The organism is Fervidobacterium riparium, assembly GCF_025370035.1.
In the GTDB taxonomy this organism is placed as follows: Bacteria; Thermotogota; Thermotogae; order Thermotogales; family Fervidobacteriaceae; genus Fervidobacterium; species Fervidobacterium gondwanense.
This window is the reverse complement of the sequence record NZ_CP009277.1, coordinates 25,544-41,872: the sequence shown is the minus strand read 5'-3', so window position 1 is coordinate 41,872 and position 16,329 is coordinate 25,544. Positions and strand designations below refer to the sequence as shown.

At 40.4% G+C, this 16,329-nt stretch carries 17 protein-coding genes; 15 read left to right on the top strand and 2 right to left on the bottom strand.

The window, feature by feature from the left end:
• Window position 1: 1 nt before the first annotated feature.
• A complete protein-coding gene (gene folK, locus IB67_RS00195) occupies window positions 2-808 on the bottom strand; it encodes a 2-amino-4-hydroxy-6-hydroxymethyldihydropteridine diphosphokinase (RefSeq protein WP_072757489.1) in 807 nt (268 codons plus the stop codon).
• Window positions 805-2,181 (bottom strand): pyruvate carboxylase subunit B, encoded by a 1,377-nt coding sequence (locus IB67_RS00190; protein WP_072757879.1) that lies wholly within the window; start codon window positions 2,179-2,181, stop codon window positions 805-807. The genes folK and IB67_RS00190 overlap by 4 nt, the downstream gene beginning before the upstream one ends.
• Before the next feature lie 216 nt (window positions 2,182-2,397).
• On the opposite strand from IB67_RS00190, the gene IB67_RS00185 reads away from it, so the two are divergent.
• The 15 genes from IB67_RS00185 to IB67_RS00115 all read left to right on the top strand — a co-directional run bounded on the left by IB67_RS00185 (window position 2,398) and on the right by IB67_RS00115 (window position 16,317).
• A complete protein-coding gene (locus tag IB67_RS00185) occupies window positions 2,398-2,928 on the top strand; it encodes a hypothetical protein (RefSeq protein WP_245789425.1) in 531 nt (176 codons plus the stop codon).
• Entirely contained in the window at window positions 2,928-4,199 is a 1,272-nt protein-coding gene (locus IB67_RS00180) for a nucleotidyltransferase (RefSeq protein WP_072757487.1), read from the top strand. The genes IB67_RS00185 and IB67_RS00180 overlap by 1 nt, the downstream gene beginning before the upstream one ends.
• A 53-nt stretch (window positions 4,200-4,252) precedes the next feature.
• Window positions 4,253-7,012, top strand: coding sequence for a transcription-repair coupling factor (gene mfd, locus IB67_RS00175; protein ID WP_072757485.1), 2,760 nt, complete (start codon window positions 4,253-4,255; stop codon window positions 7,010-7,012).
• A 32-nt stretch (window positions 7,013-7,044) separates the two neighbouring features.
• Entirely contained in the window at window positions 7,045-7,776 is a 732-nt protein-coding gene (locus IB67_RS00170) for a hypothetical protein (protein WP_072757483.1), read from the top strand.
• Window positions 7,769-8,095 carry an EscU/YscU/HrcU family type III secretion system export apparatus switch protein gene (locus IB67_RS00165; protein ID WP_084634290.1) on the top strand — a complete coding sequence of 109 codons (327 nt, stop codon included), beginning with the start codon at window positions 7,769-7,771 and terminating at the stop codon, window positions 8,093-8,095. The genes IB67_RS00170 and IB67_RS00165 overlap by 8 nt, the downstream gene beginning before the upstream one ends.
• A gap of 23 nt (window positions 8,096-8,118) precedes the next feature.
• Window positions 8,119-9,072 (top strand): T9SS type B sorting domain-containing protein, encoded by a 954-nt coding sequence (locus tag IB67_RS00160; RefSeq protein ID WP_245789423.1) that lies wholly within the window; start codon window positions 8,119-8,121, stop codon window positions 9,070-9,072.
• A gap of 67 nt (window positions 9,073-9,139) precedes the next feature.
• Window positions 9,140-10,249, top strand: a complete 1,110-nt coding sequence (prfB, locus tag IB67_RS00155; RefSeq protein ID WP_072757478.1) for a peptide chain release factor 2 — start codon at window positions 9,140-9,142, stop codon at window positions 10,247-10,249.
• Between the two features lie 34 nt (window positions 10,250-10,283).
• Window positions 10,284-11,093, top strand: a complete 810-nt coding sequence (minD, locus tag IB67_RS00150; protein WP_072757873.1) for a septum site-determining protein MinD — start codon at window positions 10,284-10,286, stop codon at window positions 11,091-11,093.
• A 5-nt stretch (window positions 11,094-11,098) separates the two neighbouring features.
• Window positions 11,099-11,374, top strand: a complete 276-nt coding sequence (locus IB67_RS00145) for a cell division topological specificity factor MinE (protein WP_072757476.1) — start codon at window positions 11,099-11,101, stop codon at window positions 11,372-11,374.
• A gap of 29 nt (window positions 11,375-11,403) precedes the next feature.
• Entirely contained in the window at window positions 11,404-12,147 is a 744-nt protein-coding gene (locus IB67_RS00140; protein ID WP_072757474.1) for a hypothetical protein, read from the top strand.
• A gap of 36 nt (window positions 12,148-12,183) precedes the next feature.
• On the top strand, window positions 12,184-12,504 hold the full coding sequence (locus IB67_RS00135; protein ID WP_072757472.1) for a hypothetical protein: 321 nt from the start codon (window positions 12,184-12,186) through the stop codon (window positions 12,502-12,504).
• The gene (locus IB67_RS00130; protein WP_178137732.1) at window positions 12,479-13,309 is read left to right on the top strand and encodes a class I SAM-dependent methyltransferase; all 831 of its coding nucleotides are present in this window, start codon (window positions 12,479-12,481) and stop codon (window positions 13,307-13,309) included. The genes IB67_RS00135 and IB67_RS00130 overlap by 26 nt, the downstream gene beginning before the upstream one ends.
• A 29-nt stretch (window positions 13,310-13,338) precedes the next feature.
• Window positions 13,339-14,268: a signal recognition particle-docking protein FtsY gene (gene ftsY, locus IB67_RS00125; protein ID WP_072757470.1), complete on the top strand. Its 930-nt coding sequence runs from the start codon at window positions 13,339-13,341 to the stop codon at window positions 14,266-14,268.
• Window positions 14,234-14,905, top strand: coding sequence for a DUF2225 domain-containing protein (locus IB67_RS00120; protein ID WP_072757468.1), 672 nt, complete (start codon window positions 14,234-14,236; stop codon window positions 14,903-14,905). Before ftsY ends, IB67_RS00120 begins: the two co-directional genes overlap by 35 nt.
• Window positions 14,884-16,317 (top strand): 3D domain-containing protein, encoded by a 1,434-nt coding sequence (locus IB67_RS00115; RefSeq protein WP_072757466.1) that lies wholly within the window; start codon window positions 14,884-14,886, stop codon window positions 16,315-16,317. The genes IB67_RS00120 and IB67_RS00115 overlap by 22 nt, the downstream gene beginning before the upstream one ends.
• Window positions 16,318-16,329 lie beyond the last annotated feature (12 nt).

Below are 16,329 nucleotides of genomic sequence, written 5' to 3'. Positions count from 1 at the left end.
ATCACTCCACATTCCATTTTTCAAGACTTTCAAGTATTTCCGTAACCTTCCTGAGGCTTATTGGATGTATATAGTCAGGAGCGATCTGGGCCATCGGTTTTACGAAGAAAATCCTGTTTTCAAAATCGTAGTGCGGAATTCTCAATTTTTCACTTTCCACAATTATATTACCGTAAAACAATATATCTAAATCTATAATTCTTGGTCCCCATTTTTCATTTCTAACTCTTCCCATCTCTTTCTCAATGTTCAGCAGAGCATCTAAAAGCTCTTCCGGTGATAGGGCAGTGCTTATCTCTATTACGCAATTTAGGAAATTCGGTTGATCTGTCTTACCGTAAGGTTCGGTTTCTATAACATCGGAAGTTGAGATTACGCTCGCTACCTTTCCAATTCTTTCGATGGCTTCTTGTATGTTTTTCTTTCTGTCTCCAAGATTTGTCCCGATGCCTACAAAAACTTTTCCTTCGACCTTTTCTAATATTATTTCGGCTACTGCGAATTTATCGTGAGACAGCGTTGTGTGTATGTAATTATATGCCCCGTGTTTTGCATGTCTATACCTATGAATCACACAATAGAGGCTCCCGTCATTCCTGTTGAGAAAAGAAATATCTTGAAACGAATTTCCATTAAGACCTGTTCCGAGAGCTTTAAAGTAGCTTTCTTTCAATGCGAATCTACCCGCAACGTACTGTTCAGTAATTCTGTTTTTGTTCCCTTTCTCTCTCGGAGTGAGAATTCTTTTTGCTAAGTCAACTTGAACACGCGAGATGTCCACTATATCGTTTCCAAGACCGACTATCAAACAGGGTAACCCCCTTCAAACTTCTCAACCAAGTTCCAGTCGATGTATAATTTTTCTTCGTATTTTTTCTTCAGATATTGCTTTCCGACTTCGCCCAGTATAGCGTATATCAAAAGCTCTTCATCATTCTCTGCAAGTAGCCCAATTTCACCTTTCCTCTTTTCAAGTTCTGGTTCTATATAATCAGCTGGGCGTCCTTCAATCGGTTTTTCATCGCCGAGTATTTTCTTTGCAAGATCTTCATCGATCTTCGCTGGTGGTTTTCCGTAAAGTCCTTTCACGTAATCCTTTACTTCCCTGGTGACCTTAGCGTATCTTTCACCTGTTATTACATTGAGCACAGCTTGAACTCCCACAATTTGGCTCGTTGGCGTTACAAGTGGCGGATAACCAAGGTCTGCACGCACGCGCGGAATTTCTCTTAATACATCATCCAATTTGTTTAACATCTTCTGTTCAGACAGTTGCTTAACTAAGTTAGAGTACATACCACCCGGAACTTGTGAAGTAATCACTCTGTGATCAATGCTGTACATCTTTACATCGTACGCATCATATTTATTTCGAACATCTGTTAGATACTTTACGATTCTGTCCACTTTGTGCCAATCTATCTCAGGAAGTGGTCTGTATTCATTCCAAGAATAATATATCGGCTCAAATGCAGGTTGGCTTGTCGTCATTCCGAATGGTGAAAACGCAGTGTCTATGATATCCGCACCCGCTTGTATAGCCGCGAGGTAGGCGAGTTCTCCAAGACCAGCAGTGGCATGTGAATGTACTTCCAAAGGCAAATCGAATCTCTTTTTCAGGGCGCTAACAAGTTCGCCCGCTACTTTTGGTGTTAGCAGCCCAGCCATGTCTTTTATACAGAGTGAATGGACTCCACGTTCAACCAACTGCTCTGCATAATTTACGAAGTACTCTACTGTGTGAAATGGACTTACGGTGTAAGATATCGCACCCTGGACGTGTGCCCCACATTTTAAGGCAACCTCAATGCTCTTTTCCAAATTCCTAATATCGTTGAGAGCATCAAAAATCCTCATTACCTGAACGCCATTCTCTACCGCTTTTTTTACAAACAATTCGACAACATCATCAGCGTAGTGCCTGTATCCAACCAAGTTCTGCCCACGCAGTAGCATTTGGGCTTTGCCGTTTTTTAGCTTTTTCTTTATAAGCCTCAATCTTTCCCAAGGGTCTTCGTTTAAAAACCTGACACAAACATCGAAAGTTGCTCCGCCCCAAACTTCGAGCGCTTGAAAACCGAGACTATCAACTTCTTCAATTATTCCGAGTATATCTTCTGTTCGCATTCTTGTGGCTATAAGCGACTGGTGTCCATCCCTGAAAGTTGTGTCTGTGAACATTGATAATATTGGCATCTGTTTCACCTCTTGAAGAAGCAATATAAAATAAGTTTTCACGTTTCAAATTAATTATAGCACGCTTGTAAAAAGTATAAAGTACTGTATTTGGAAGCAAGAAAGAGTATATCAAAGCAAGCTAATAATTGTTATTGATAGACCGATTAGGATAAATCTGGTATAATTTAAGTGAACAGAAAGAAGAAGGGGGTAATTGGATTGATAAGGCAGAGTCAGTTTGAACATAAGGAGAAGCAAAATCCAGTGGCATCAGGCATTCAAAAGAAAAGGGGTGCTGAACATAATTTTGAATTTTATTTCGTTATATTAGTCGGGTTCTTAACTTTCGTCTTTGGGTTCATATCGCTCGCCGTATATTTTGCTGTGATGTATATTTCCCCTATAGTCTCTAACCTGACTGGACTTACTTTTCTCGGTTCGCGCTTCTTACTCTTCATATTAGTTATGATCACTGTCAGTGGCTTCTTTATGAGCCTTTATCCTTATTCTAAAGCGGTTGGTGGTAATTCTTCACTGTTTATAATTTTAGCTTTCATATCATCAGGAATATCAGTTGGCGTCCAAGTTTACAAACTTGCGTTCTTTGGTCCCACGTGGATAGGGCTGGACCTTTTGAAAGACCATGGAAACACAGTTGAGATGATGTACTTATCAGCTGTGTATTTTGCTTACAATCTTATACTCTTCATACTGCAGTACACAATAATGAAAAAGGAGTTTGAGGAATAGTGCCGAAAGTTTTGGGATTGGTCGTTGAGTACAATCCGTTCCATTACGGACATCTTCATCACTTGAACGAATCGATAAGGCTTGTTAATCCGGATTACGTAGTCGCGGTGATGAGCGGCAATTTTTGCCAGCGCGGTGAACCTGCGATAGTTAACAAATTCGCCCGTGCGAAGATTGCCCTGATGCACGGGGTAGACGTCGTGTTCGAGTTACCGACAATTTATGCCGTCCAAGATGCCGGAGGCTTTGCGCTTGGATCAGTTGGTATCCTTCACAAGACGGGGGTTGTCACGGACATAGTATTTGGAAGTGAGAGTGGGGATATAGACTTTTTGAAAAGAGTTGCACATTTACTTACGTACCAGACTCCGGAATTCGAAGTTGCATTTAAGAAACAATTGAAATTGGGCTATTCGTATCCGAATGCGAGGAAATATGCGTTAATGGATGTCCTCGATAAAGATGTCAACAAACTTTCAAAGTCGAACGATATACTTGGAATAGAGTATATCAAAGCGCTGATCAGATACAACAGCAATATAACACCTCACGTGATAAACCGAATAGGCGCGGATTACAACGACGAAACGTTCAGAGGGAAGTTTTCTTCAGCAAGTGCTATACGAAAAGCAATTAAAGAGGGACTTTTCGAAACTTCCAAAGAAGCCATGCCGAAATTTACGTACGAGGTAATCCATGAGGAATTCCAAGCGGGAAGAGGACCCGTCTTTTGGGAGAATCTTGAATTTGTGATTGCACTCTTTAGAAAGTTGAAAAGGGAAGATTTTGAAAAGATATACAGTTTTAACGAGGGACTTGATTTGAGGTTCTACGAATCGGCAAGGGAGACCGGCGATTTGCAACAATTTGTTGAGCTCGTAAAAGCGAAAAGATTTACATACTCAAGAATTAGACGCGCTATATTGCATGTTCTCTTCGAAATGGACAAAGAGCACGTTGAAAAAAGCAATGAACTTGGTCCTCAATATTTAAGAGTGCTGGGATTTAATGAAAAAGGCAGAGAACTTTTGAAGATGATTAAGAAGAACTCATCTATACCGATAATATCGACCGCTTCGTTATATAAACAAGTGCTTGAAGGCGTAGAAAAGGATATAACAGAAGAGAAGAGATTGTGGGACGTGGATAGCGAACTGTATCTGTGGCAGTTTGAAAAGGATTTACTCGCAAGTGACATATATACATTCTTGTATCCAAACAAATCTACTCGAACCGCCGGTATGGACTTTGAACAACCTGTAAGAATATAACTTGAAAACGTAGAAAATCTTAGTGCGTTTCGTGGAGGTGTGCGAATCATTTAATGAACGAAATCTTAATAGTTCCTACGGAAAAAGATTGTGAGATAGAAGGTTATTATTACATTCCCGACTACGATGTGCTCCCCTACGAAAATCTCAAACCCTCTTGGTATGTCAGATCTCGCCGGATTTACGCCCTTTACTTGGCGCTCCAAGGCAAATTGAAAGCAGTCTGTACACTGAGGTCTTTATTACATTACATAATGCCGCCTGAAGTTTTCAAAAACGAAATCTACACTTTCAAAATCGGCGATGAAGTGCCAGACCTCGAGAATCTATTTTCGAGGCTTGGATATGAGCGGGTCTTCAACGTCAGAGAGGGCGGGACATTCTCAATAAGGGGAGAAATAATTGACTACCTTGGACCGAACAACATACCTACAAGGATAGAATTGTACGGAAATATAATCGAAGATATACGCAGATTTGACCTGAAAACGCAAAGAAGTGAAGTGAGCCTTGAATCAGCTCTGATTTTACCTGCAAGAGAATTTGTATACGAAGATAGAGAAAATCCTCTCGAGCCAGTCGATGAACAACTAACAGGCAAATACGTCAGCGGCACCTTTCTTGACTATGATGTTCAGCTGTATACTACTGATAGAAGGTCTGTAATTGAGCACTTCTCGTCTTTCGAAAGGGAATTGAGAAAGTCTCTCGAGGGACTTTCCGATGCAGAAAGGCTCTTTAATTACAAGAAATATGGGATATTTGATTATGAGGAAGTAATTTCAAAAGCTCAGGCGTATCCATCTCAACCACTCCAGAAAGTCCAAGTTAAACCTACCGAAGAAGAGTACCTCTCAGTGCCTATTCTTTCTGAAGATGAACTGCAAGTCGGTGATTTAGTTGTCCACAGAAAATACGGCATTGCACGGTTCAACGAAATCAAAAAGGTGGATGCGAACGGAAAACAGAGAGAATTTCTGGTGCTCAATTTTGCAGACTCCATACTTTACGTGCCGATAGAGCGCATAGACCTTGTTGAAAAATATGTAGGTGATGAGATCAACGTAAAACTTGACTCATTAAAGAAGGGAACTTGGTCGAGAAAAGTCGAAAGAGCCAAAAGGAACATCGAAGAGCTCGTCCGAGAACTCGTGTTGCTCCAACACGTTAGAAATACAATTACAGGCGTATCACTTCCTGGCGAAGCAGAGCTTGAAGAGGAATTCGCAAAGACTTTCCCGTTTATAGAAACTCCTGACCAGCTCAATGCTATACGAGAAGTTTTTGAAGACCTCGAGAGTGAAAAGCCTATGGACAGACTCCTTGTCGGAGATGCTGGATACGGTAAGACAGAAGTTGCGATACGAGCGATATTTAGAGCTGTTGCTTCGGGAAAACAGGCAGCTCTTTTAGCTCCAACTACGATTCTCGCAAAACAGCATTACGACAACATATCGGCAAGATTTGAGCCTTTTGGTATAAAAGTAGCACTACTCAACAGATTTTCGACTAAAAGGGAACGAGAGGAAATACTGAAGGGTGTAAAAGAAGGTAGAATAGATGTGTTGATCGGTACTCATAGCATTTTGAAGGATATAAAATTTGCAGATTTGGGGCTTGTTGTCATTGACGAAGAACAGAAGTTCGGTGTTGAGCAAAAGGAAAAGTTCAAAAAGCTTCGCGTGAACGTCAATGTTCTTTCGATGAGTGCAACGCCGATTCCAAGAACGTTACATATGGCACTTTCCAATCTAAAAGATCTATCAGAAATAAAGACCCCACCGCTTGGACGAAAAGAAATACAAGTTCATATAGGTCCTTACGACGAGAGGATAGTAAAACTCGCAATCCTTAGGGAAGTCGGAAGGGGCGGACAAGTTATATACGTCCACAACCGCGTTAATACGATTTACAGCGTATATGAAAAGCTTAAAGAGCTCATACCCGAAGTATCGATAGTAATAGCTCATGGACAACAGACAAAGAGTGAAATGAAAAAGGTTATAGATGCGTTCTATCACAAGCATGCTGATGTTCTATTGTGTACCACTATTGTTGAGAATGGTATTGATGTACCTGATGCAAATACGTTGATAGTAGACGATGCGCACAGATATGGCTTGGCTCAGCTATACCAATTACGTGGCAGGGTAGGTAGGAGCGATAAATTGGCGTTCGCCTACTTTTTGCACCCAAAACATGTCAACGATAAGGTTTTGGAAAGGTTGTACGCAATAAAGTCTTATCAAGGACCAGGAAGTGGTATGAAGATAGCGATGAAAGACATGGAAATTCGTGGAGTTGGTGCGATATTCGGACTTGAACAGCACGGCTACATAAACGACCTCGGCTTAAAATACTACTTAGACCTTCTTAATGAAGCTGTCGAGGAAGTGAGCGGTAATATTCAAAGCAAAATCGATACAGAAATCGAAGGTATACCTGATAGTATAGTCATACCAGAGAGCTACATATATGATCCATTTGAGAGAATGAGATTTTACAGAAGGATAGCGTCGGCAATCACTGAAGAGGAACTTACTGACATACAAGAGGAACTTGTCGACAGGTTCGGCAAGTTGCCTGTAAGTGTTAATAATTTAATAAAGTACGCATATCTGAGAGTCATGTTGTGGAACAAGAACGTTTCAAAAGCAACGATATCCGACGTTGGTTTGGTGGTAAAATTTAAGAAAGCACACTTCGAAGAGCTGTCGCCAAGGTACATATACAACGAGAAGGAAGACACGTATATATTCTTTATGGACATCGATGAATTAGTAAATACACGGAGTACTGTGTTGAAAACTTAATTGATCCTTTGTATTCAGAAAGGTGAATTTATGTGAAAATATTCGGCTACGTTCTTGAATCTTATGGAAAATATGTAAAGGTCAGAACCCAAGATGGTGAATATATAATCAAGAGTGATAAAAGACCTCCAAAAGAGGGTACGAAGCTCGAGCTAAAAAATTTTGGAAGCGGTGACTACTTTGCAAAGGTAGTCGCAAAGAAGCCTTACGAATTCAACGAGCTGCCAAGTGTGAAGTTCGTGCAAATGGCAGAAGAACTCTTAGCTAGTCAAGAAATTTGGAACGAACATGTGAAAAACAGATTAGCTATTGCAATAGGCCTTTTTCTTGAAGAGGTATCTAAGAGAAGAGACATTGACAAGAAATTGCTGACAAGATTCAAATCACTACTTAATGAAAGAATAGGCAGAAGAAGTGATTCAGGAGAAGTTATCGGTGGAACAGGTATATTATTTCCTGGAAATCATGCTGATAATTCAGATAAGGCCGATAAGTACGCTGAGTTCGAAAAGTATTTGAACATTCTGTCTGGGAGATATGGTCTAATTATTAATGAAGGTTTGGTATTCGTAGACCGCGAATTAGGAACGTTCGAAGTATTTGTTGTTGGTAACCACATATTTGCCAAAACTGATGGTCAGAACCTAACTTTGTATTTTGAAAAAATACCGGATGGAGTTGAGCAGTTAGAAAGAAGGTTGAAGAGAGTATTTCGACAGGTACACATAAAACTTAAAGGGATGGATGACGGAACCTATGTTTGATAACTTCGATAACTTCGACACTTTCGGTTCTATTGATTCAGACGCGAAGAAAAGCAACCAAGAATGCACCAAGAAACTTGCTGTTGCTCTGAGATATCAACCGGGAAAGGATTACGTACCCTTTGTGGTTGCAAAAGGCAAATGTCACTTAGCAGAGCTTATAATCAAGAAAGCTGAGGAGAGCAATGTTCCAATCGTAAAATCAGAAGAGCTTGTGAAAGAACTTTTCAAACTCGAAGTACTCGAGCCGATACCAACAAAACTTTATGTAGCTGTTGCTGAAGTGCTTGCTTTTATCCAGCTGGGATTGGAAAAGTAATGTTTCTCAAAGGAGGGGTTGACATGAAAATCAGGCTTTCAAAAATATCTCTAGTATTTTTGTTGCTATTAGTAACTTCTTTTGGACTCGCAGAAATTTCATTTCAAATCATAATAGGATTTGGAAATGTGCCGGCTATTTCCTTGGGTGACCTGCCAGATTACTCTGTTGTCATATATACCGACGAACCGTTTTCTGCGGTGTATATCGACGGAACTTACGCAGGGACAACGGATTCGTTTGGCAGATTGGTTGTCCGATTCAGCACTGAAGGATACCACACAGTCTGGGTAGTTACTTCCAACAAATACGTGATTTATGACAGATACTACTTCCGTGTAGAAAAGACTCCACGAATAGTCTATGTCCCTTCTACAAGACTGGGTGAAGTCACAGTCTTTTCAAATGTATATCCCGTTTCGGTTTACACAACGAGTGGCAAGTTGCTCGGAACAGTTGAAAAGAACGGTGAAAAGGTTTTGGCACCCCTCGGAAATCAGGAACTGATATTTACTTGCCCAGGCTTTGCCGACCAGAAGCAAACAGTGAACGTGCTTTACGCGAAAGAAACACCTGTCTGGCTCGAGTTTAAGCCTGTTCCTTTCAAGCTTGAACTGGTTGTAATGGATAAATTCTCACCCAATGGCGACTGGCACGAAGATGAATGTGTTATCAAAATATACTCTTCAAGACCGGCAACTGGCAGTATTCAAATTCTCGATCCATCTGGTATAATTGTATATGAGAAATCAATAAAAGTTGGTGCCGGAACAACACAAATTAATTGGGACGGACAAGGTAAGGCTGACGGTCTATATACCGTCAAAGTTTTGTTATCAGATGGTATAGCTACAGAAGAACGAGTAGCACAGACATCCTTAGACAGAAGTGTCTACACTTACAAGAAAGAGATAGTTATCGGAACAATTATAGGAATGATGTTGTTCATAGGATATATGATATGGAGTAGTATGTAGTTTGTTAAATGTACGATTAGAAAGATGATTAAATAAGAAAGATACGGTTTGAAGAGAGGTGTAACTTGTGATTACTTACGAGCAGAAACAACGAATCGAAGAACTCAAGAAGAAGTACGATGACATCATCGAAGTCTTCCATCCGGAAGATAAGAGAGAAAAACTCAAAGAGTTGGAAGAAGAGAGCCTGAAGCCTGACTTTTGGAGCGACCAGAAGAAAGCACAGCAAGTCAACAGGGAGATTCAAAGGATAAGAAAGATCATCGAAGACATGGAGAAGATAAAGAACTTGTTTGATGATATCGAAGTCGGCATAGAACTTGCTGAAGAGGATCCTTCAATGGAAGAACATTTGGACGAGATTATTGAAGAAGTCTCGAAAAAGATTAGAGAGTTCGAACTCGAACTCATCCTGAATGGGAAATTCGATGGTTCAAACGCATACCTTTCTATCCACCCAGGTGCTGGCGGTACGGAATCGCAGGACTGGGCATCTATGCTATTGCGCATGTACATGCGCTGGGCTGAGAAGAAGGGTTATTCAGTTGAAATAGTGGATTATCAAGAAGGTGAAGAAGCTGGTATAAAGAGTGCGACGCTCTACATAAAAGGCGATTTCGCTTACGGGTATTTGAAGCATGAGCGGGGTGTCCACAGGCTTGTTCGAATTTCACCATTCGACGCGAACAAAAGAAGGCATACTTCTTTCGCATCTGTCAACGTGTTACCTGAGATAGAGGACGATATAGATATAGAAGTCAGACCTGAAGACATAAGGGTTGATACTTACAGAGCGAGTGGAGCTGGCGGACAGTACGTCAACAAAACAGAATCCGCAATAAGAATTACACATATCCCAACTGGTATCGTTGTAACGTGTCAAACTGAAAGATCGCAGCTCCAAAATAGAGAAACAGCTATGAAGATGCTTAAAGCAAGGCTTTATCAGCTTGAGATTGAAAAGCGTAGGAAACAGATAGAGCAGATTCAAGGAGAACTCAGAGACATCAGCTGGGGTAACCAGATTAGATCCTACGTGTTTCAGCCGTACACGATGGTTAAGGACCACAGAACCGATGTTGAAACTGGAAACATCGAAGCTGTCATGGACGGAGAAATTGATATATTCATTGAAAGCGAACTTGTTTACTACGCAAAGCTTGGGATAAATGAATAAGGAATCCAAAGGGGTGGGGTTTGTGGCGAACGGAATGAGACCAAAAGTGTTTGTCGTAACATCTGGAAAGGGCGGGGTTGGTAAGACCACATTCACCTCCAATCTCGGCTGTACACTGGCGAAGATGGGGGAAAGGGTGTGTCTGATCGACGCGGACATAGGGCTCAAAAACTTAGATGTGGTACTCGGACTTGAAAACAGGATTATATACACGTCGTTTGACGTTGTAAACGGGACAGTATCTGCAAAAGAAGCACTGGTAAAACATAAGCAGCTAAAGAATCTGTATTTATTAGCAGCTTCTCAAGTTGCCACTAAAGAAATGATTTCTCCAGAAGATATGAAGCGGATTGTTCAAGAGTTATACGATGATTTTGATTACATACTTATTGACTCACCGGCTGGTATCGAAAGAGGTTTTAGAAATTCCGTGGCACCAGCGGAGGCGGCATTCATAGTTACAACACCGGAATTACCTGCTATATCGGATGCTGACAGAGTTATAGGGCTCTTGGAAAACTATGGTTTTACCGAAGACAGAATGTACATAGTTCTCAACAAATTCAAGATTCACATGGCAAAACGTGGAGATATGCTTGATAAGACGGACGTTGAAAAGGCTTTGGCAATGAGGTTGATAGGAGTCATCCCGGATTCCGAAGAAGTTATCGTTGCAACCAACAAAGGTATTCCAGCGGTATTGGAAGATGGCGTTGTAATCGGTAAAAGTTTTGAAAACATCGTTAAGCGGGTGAAGGGGGAAGAGATTCCCATCGATGAAGATTTAAAGGGAGTCTCAAAGGGATTCATTTCTTCGTTGCTTTCGATGTTTAAGAAGAGGTGATAGTGATGTGGATCGTAGATATATTCAAAAAGAAAAAGCATAAGAACACTAAATCACCAAAGGAAGAAGCCGCCGAAAGATTACAGACGATGCTTACAAGAAGAAGAGAATTCGTCCAGAGAATACCGATAGAGGAATTCCAAGCCAATTCCGAAGAGATTAAGTACGCCGTTATCGAGACGATTTCGAGAAGGTTCAACATCCCACCTGAAAAAGTCAGAGTGGATTACCATGAACAGAATGGTTATGTAGTAATTGTGACTAATGTCAACTTCAAGTAAGCGATTAAGTACATAGGCGGGGGATTTTATTGAGATTATCGATCATGTTTAGTGTTACGCTGTTAGTTATAGTAATCATTTCTATATTCCTCTCAAGTTGTGCTTTTTTGCTAAGCAATATAGTATCGGGCAGCGGAAATGTGACCTACACAGTATGGGTATATATAAACGGCATGCCGAAGAAGATGGTAGAAGATTTGAATTTATCAACAGCAGCAGAAGTGAGCTACAAAGGTTCTTTTTCGGCAAAATTTTTTGTTGGATCAGCTCTAAAACGAGAAGTACCAAGAAAAGATCTTAACGACTTGTTCAACAAACCTATAGAGGATAATATTAATATTATTACTCAACCTACTGGAAGTATAGGAATCTCAAGTAGCCTCACAATAACTTATAGCACCGATACGACTTTTACGGCTGCTTCATCTAGTGTATCTTTCGAGTTTGAAAAAAGTTTCCCACTATCTGAAGGAAAATTTTACATGATCTTTGATTTCTCAACAGATTCTGATGAGGGGATGCTAACTGTTGTCCCTTATTCCAAAGGATACAAATTTACTGTTATAACTTCAAAGCGCGATTATGTAGACGTTTTTGACAATGAAAAGGGTTACAGGCTTATATCAGAGAATATCGATGGAAAATACCAGTGTGTTTTTATTGGAGAGAAAGGGAAAACCTACACTTTTGAAAGTTCTGGTAATCAAAAAACGATACCAGTCCCGCAGAATACTGATAAGGATGGAGAAATAGTAGATTTATCGGGACAGTAAGTAAAGATTTTTTCTTTTTTCGACGGGGTGCCTCGTATGAAAATCAGAGAAAAACCGAAAAAGAAAGAGATTAACATTCTTGTAATTTCGTATATAGTGCTTGTTGTTGTTTTCTTGTCGTATTTTATGACGAGCTATTTGCGATACAAAGCACTGTCGAAAGAATACGAAACACTGAAAAATGCGTATGAACAGGAAAGAAGGCAGTACAAGGAACTCGAAAAAATGATAGAGAAACTCCAAAGAATTGTTGAAAATAATATGGAAAACGAGAGGAATGAAAACCAAAACGGAAACCGTGAAGAGAACAAGGAGGTAACAGACACAACAGATGGAACAAGCACACAAGGGAATTAATCACGTAATGGAAAACGGCGTTAGTATTGTAATCACGACTTCACACAACGCCTCTAAGGAAACTGTTGAGCTTGCTAAAGAGTTGTCCGCAAAGTTTAATGTTCCGTATTACAACAGACGTCATATATCCGAGAGACTGAAAGATGGTACGCTAAAGATGTATTACGTAGTAGACAGCAATAAGAACCTGAGTGTTGTTATAGATGGCCAAAAGTTGTTCTTTCATCCAGGGATTTCGAAAATAAGGATGGAAAATTATAAAAGGGAAGGACGAGATTTTCTCCTCGAAGCCTTAAGACCAGAGAGTACAGATATAGTCTACGACGGTACATTCGGGCTCGGAATGGATGCTGTGTTTATAGCCAATTTCGTGAGTCAGGTCGTCGGTACGGAAGTATCTGAACATATATACCGTGTCGTTTCTTACGGAATTGCAAATTACAAATCAAAAGAAGAGTGGATCAACAGAGCGTTGAAAAGGATTGTCTTATTTAATGAAGACATGAAAGAGTTTGTAAAAAAGCAACCTGATAGAAGTTACGATATAGTCTATTGCGATCCTATGTTCGAAAATCCCGTTTTTGAGAGCTCCGCACTCAATCCCATACGTCCTTTGGCAAGTTACGATACAATAGATGGAACGACAGTGAACGAATTGATAAGGATAGCTAAGAAAAGAGTCGTGATAAAAACGCTTGCAAAGGATGGGTTACTGGAGCGATTAAATAAAGAGGGAATTAATTTTGACAGAGTCATAGTGAGCAAGAAGAATGGTTTAATCTTTGCTTGTATAGATTTAGTTTAGTTCAAAAGAACGAACTAAGGAGGTTAAGTATGGGATTTTTTGATAAGCTGAAAGAAGGATTAAAGAAGAGTAGAGATACGTTTTTTAATAAAATAGGACAGATTTTGAAGATCAAAAAGTTTGACAAGGAAACTCGCGAGGAAATAGAAGAGTTATTGATATTAGCAGATGTAGGTGTTGAGGCGACGGAGTATATACTGGAAAGACTTGAAGAAATGAAGCCTGAGGATGCATTCAGAGCACTTAAAGAAATACTCGTTGAGATACTTTCAAAGGACAATAACCTTAACATACCGCAGACTAAACCTTTCGTCATAAGTATGGTTGGAGTGAACGGTTCGGGTAAGACGACGACATGTGGTAAGTTGGCGCATATATTCAAAAGCGAAGGTAAGCAAGTGGTAGTCGGGGCTTGTGATACATTCAGAGCAGCGGCTATTGATCAACTCAAAGTTTGGGCAGATAGAAGTGGTGCGACTTTCATTGCACACATGGAAGGTGCAGACGCAGGTGCTGTCGCGTACGATGCTGTGAATCACGCAATTAGTAAAGGAAAAGATGTTGTGATCTTAGACACGGCTGGAAGATTGCATAATAAGAAGCATCTTATGGACGAACTCCAAAAGGTCAACAGAGTTGTTCAAAAATTGGTGCCAGATGCTCCACACGAAGTTCTATTGGTGATGGATGCGGTAACCGGACAAAATGGACTTCAGCAAGCAAAGATTTTCAAAGAGGTTGTAAACGTGACAGGCATAGTTCTTACAAAACTCGATGGAACAGCAAAGGGTGGTATAGCTATTGCGATAGCTAAAGAACTCGGTATACCGATAAAGTTTATTGGCGTAGGAGAAGGTATTGAAGATTTGAAACCTTTTGACCCCAGAGACTTTGTCGAAGCTCTCATGTCAGGAGATGAAAGCGATGGATCAGACACAGGTACCTCAGCTGTGGGATAAGAAGTACACCTGCCCAGCTTGTGGAAGTATCGTGACAACCAAAAAAGTAATAACTGACAGAGTCAGGGTAAAAAATTATGATCCTGATATGAAGCCGAATTACGAAGGAATTAATCCAATGCTGTACTCAGTAGTAACTTGCGAAAATTGTCATTATTCTGCACTTGAATCGGACTTTGAAAACAACATCTCGCCAATTTACATGGAAGAGATCAGGAAGATACAAAACGAATTGAAAGTTCCAAAGGATGTACAATTTTCAAAAGAACGTGATCACAGAACCGCGATACTTTCATGTGCGCTCGGCACGCTTTTTTACAAAGCCAAGAAGCAGATCTGCAGAGTTGCAGAACTGTATTTGAGAATAGGCTGGCTCTACAGAGAACTTTCCGATTCCGAAAACGAACTAAAAGCTCTTGCAAAAGCATTGGCGAGTTTCGAAGAATGCTTCATGCACTCGTACATAGATACAGAGAAAGAACCCATGATACTCTTTTATCTTGGAGAGCTTTCAGCGAGGTTCGGAAAGATGGAGGAAGCTCGAAAATGGTTTTCAATGTTGGTTACTAAATACAAAAACTCGAATTCTTTCTATGTCAAGGCAGGGAGAGATAGATGGCAAGAAATAAAAGGATAGGAAACTCTTTGTTTACTAAAATCTCTTTTCTTATTGTAATTGCTATTTTATTGATGCTTAACTCTTGTCTTCCAATCGGGAATTATCTTGAGCTTTCGATGAGGATCGATGATATACAGGAGAAGGTCGATAAACTCGAGCGTTCAAGCACAAAACCACAACCTCAACCCAGCGATCAGCAAGAGATTAAGCAAGAAATCAAAAATGTGGATTCAAAAGTTGCAAAACTCGAGCAAACTGTGACTTCCATTAGCAATTCGGTAAAATCGTACGACCAAGAACTAACAAAAACAAGCACGAAAGTATCCGACTTGGAAAAGAACCTAACATCGATAAAGAGCGATTTAGACAAAATTTCAAAAACCCAGACGTCGATACAGAACAAAGTTGCGACGTTGGAGAGTCAATTAAAGCAAATCGATGTTGTTCGTAAAGATTTAGATGCTCTCAGTTCGCAGTTGAGGAACGTACAGCAGAGTATCCCAACGCAGATCAATCAAAGCGACGTAGAATTTTTGAAACAGCTCCAGCAGCAAATCAGCGAAATAAAAGCCACAATTCAAAACTTAGATCCCGTATCACTTTTAAAACTTGATACCGGCTACATTTACTACATTGTGAAGTCTGGTGATACACTTAGTTCAATTGCATCAGCCTACAAGGTCAATTTGAGTTCTCTTGTAGAATTAAATAATATTGCCGACCCATCGAAATTAGCTGTTGGACAGGTGGTAAAGATTCCCGTAAATGATCCGAAATCGTACGTGAAAGTGCCTGTGAAAATTAATCCAGCCGATATTCTCTCGTACCATGGACAAGATAAGAACGGAATAAGGCAAATAGGCATGGACATTTACGCACGTGGCAAGGATATATACCCGATATTACCTGGAAAAGTTCTCAAAGTTGAGAATAATACTGTGACAGTTGACCACGGCAACATGATTATGGCTGTGTACAGTGGAGTGAACACGTCGCTCAAGACAGGAACATTTATATCAAACGATAAACCATTGGGGCAGTGTCTGGATGTATTTCATTTTGAATTATACATAGAAGGCGAGCCTAGAGACCCGTTAAGGCTATTCACGGAGTATAAAGGTGTCTTCACCGTCACATTCTATTCTGAGTGGGATGACGGGAAAGTTCCGATGCACCCAACGTTCAGGATAGCGAGGAACGGACGAGTACCTCAGCAATTCTTGTCGATAGCAGTTGACCCAGCTGTCATACCGCTCGGTTCACTTGTTTACATACCGACACTTGCAAATACGGTATTTATAGCCGAAGATACTGGAAGTGCGATCAAGGGTAATAGGATAGACGTGTACGTAAGCGATGTTAGACTTGCGTTGAGTCAGGGAATAACCCCACATCCTGTATATGTAATTAATCCTGTCACGAACAGATAAGAAAGTGTGATC

Bases quoted from the DNA above. Each gene is read 5' to 3' on its own strand.
- IB67_RS00135 (WP_072757472.1), top strand. From the start codon at position 12,184: ATGAAAATCAGAGAAAAACCGAAAAAGAAAGAGATTAACATTCTTGTA.
- IB67_RS00160 (WP_245789423.1), top strand. From the start codon at position 8,119: ATGAAAATCAGGCTTTCAAAAATATCTCTAGTATTTTTGTTGCTATTA.
- IB67_RS00115 (WP_072757466.1), top strand. From the start codon at position 14,884: ATGGCAAGAAATAAAAGGATAGGAAACTCTTTGTTTACTAAAATCTCT.
- minD (WP_072757873.1), top strand. From the start codon at position 10,284: ATGAGACCAAAAGTGTTTGTCGTAACATCTGGAAAGGGCGGGGTTGGT.
- IB67_RS00165 (WP_084634290.1), top strand. From the start codon at position 7,769: ATGTTTGATAACTTCGATAACTTCGACACTTTCGGTTCTATTGATTCA.
- IB67_RS00120 (WP_072757468.1), top strand. From the start codon at position 14,234: ATGGATCAGACACAGGTACCTCAGCTGTGGGATAAGAAGTACACCTGC.
- ftsY (WP_072757470.1), top strand. From the start codon at position 13,339: ATGGGATTTTTTGATAAGCTGAAAGAAGGATTAAAGAAGAGTAGAGAT.
- mfd (WP_072757485.1), top strand. From the start codon at position 4,253: ATGAACGAAATCTTAATAGTTCCTACGGAAAAAGATTGTGAGATAGAA.
- IB67_RS00145 (WP_072757476.1), top strand. From the start codon at position 11,099: ATGTGGATCGTAGATATATTCAAAAAGAAAAAGCATAAGAACACTAAA.
- IB67_RS00130 (WP_178137732.1), top strand. From the start codon at position 12,479: ATGGAACAAGCACACAAGGGAATTAATCACGTAATGGAAAACGGCGTT.
- IB67_RS00190 (WP_072757879.1), bottom strand. From the start codon at position 2,181: ATGTTCACAGACACAACTTTCAGGGATGGACACCAGTCGCTTATAGCC.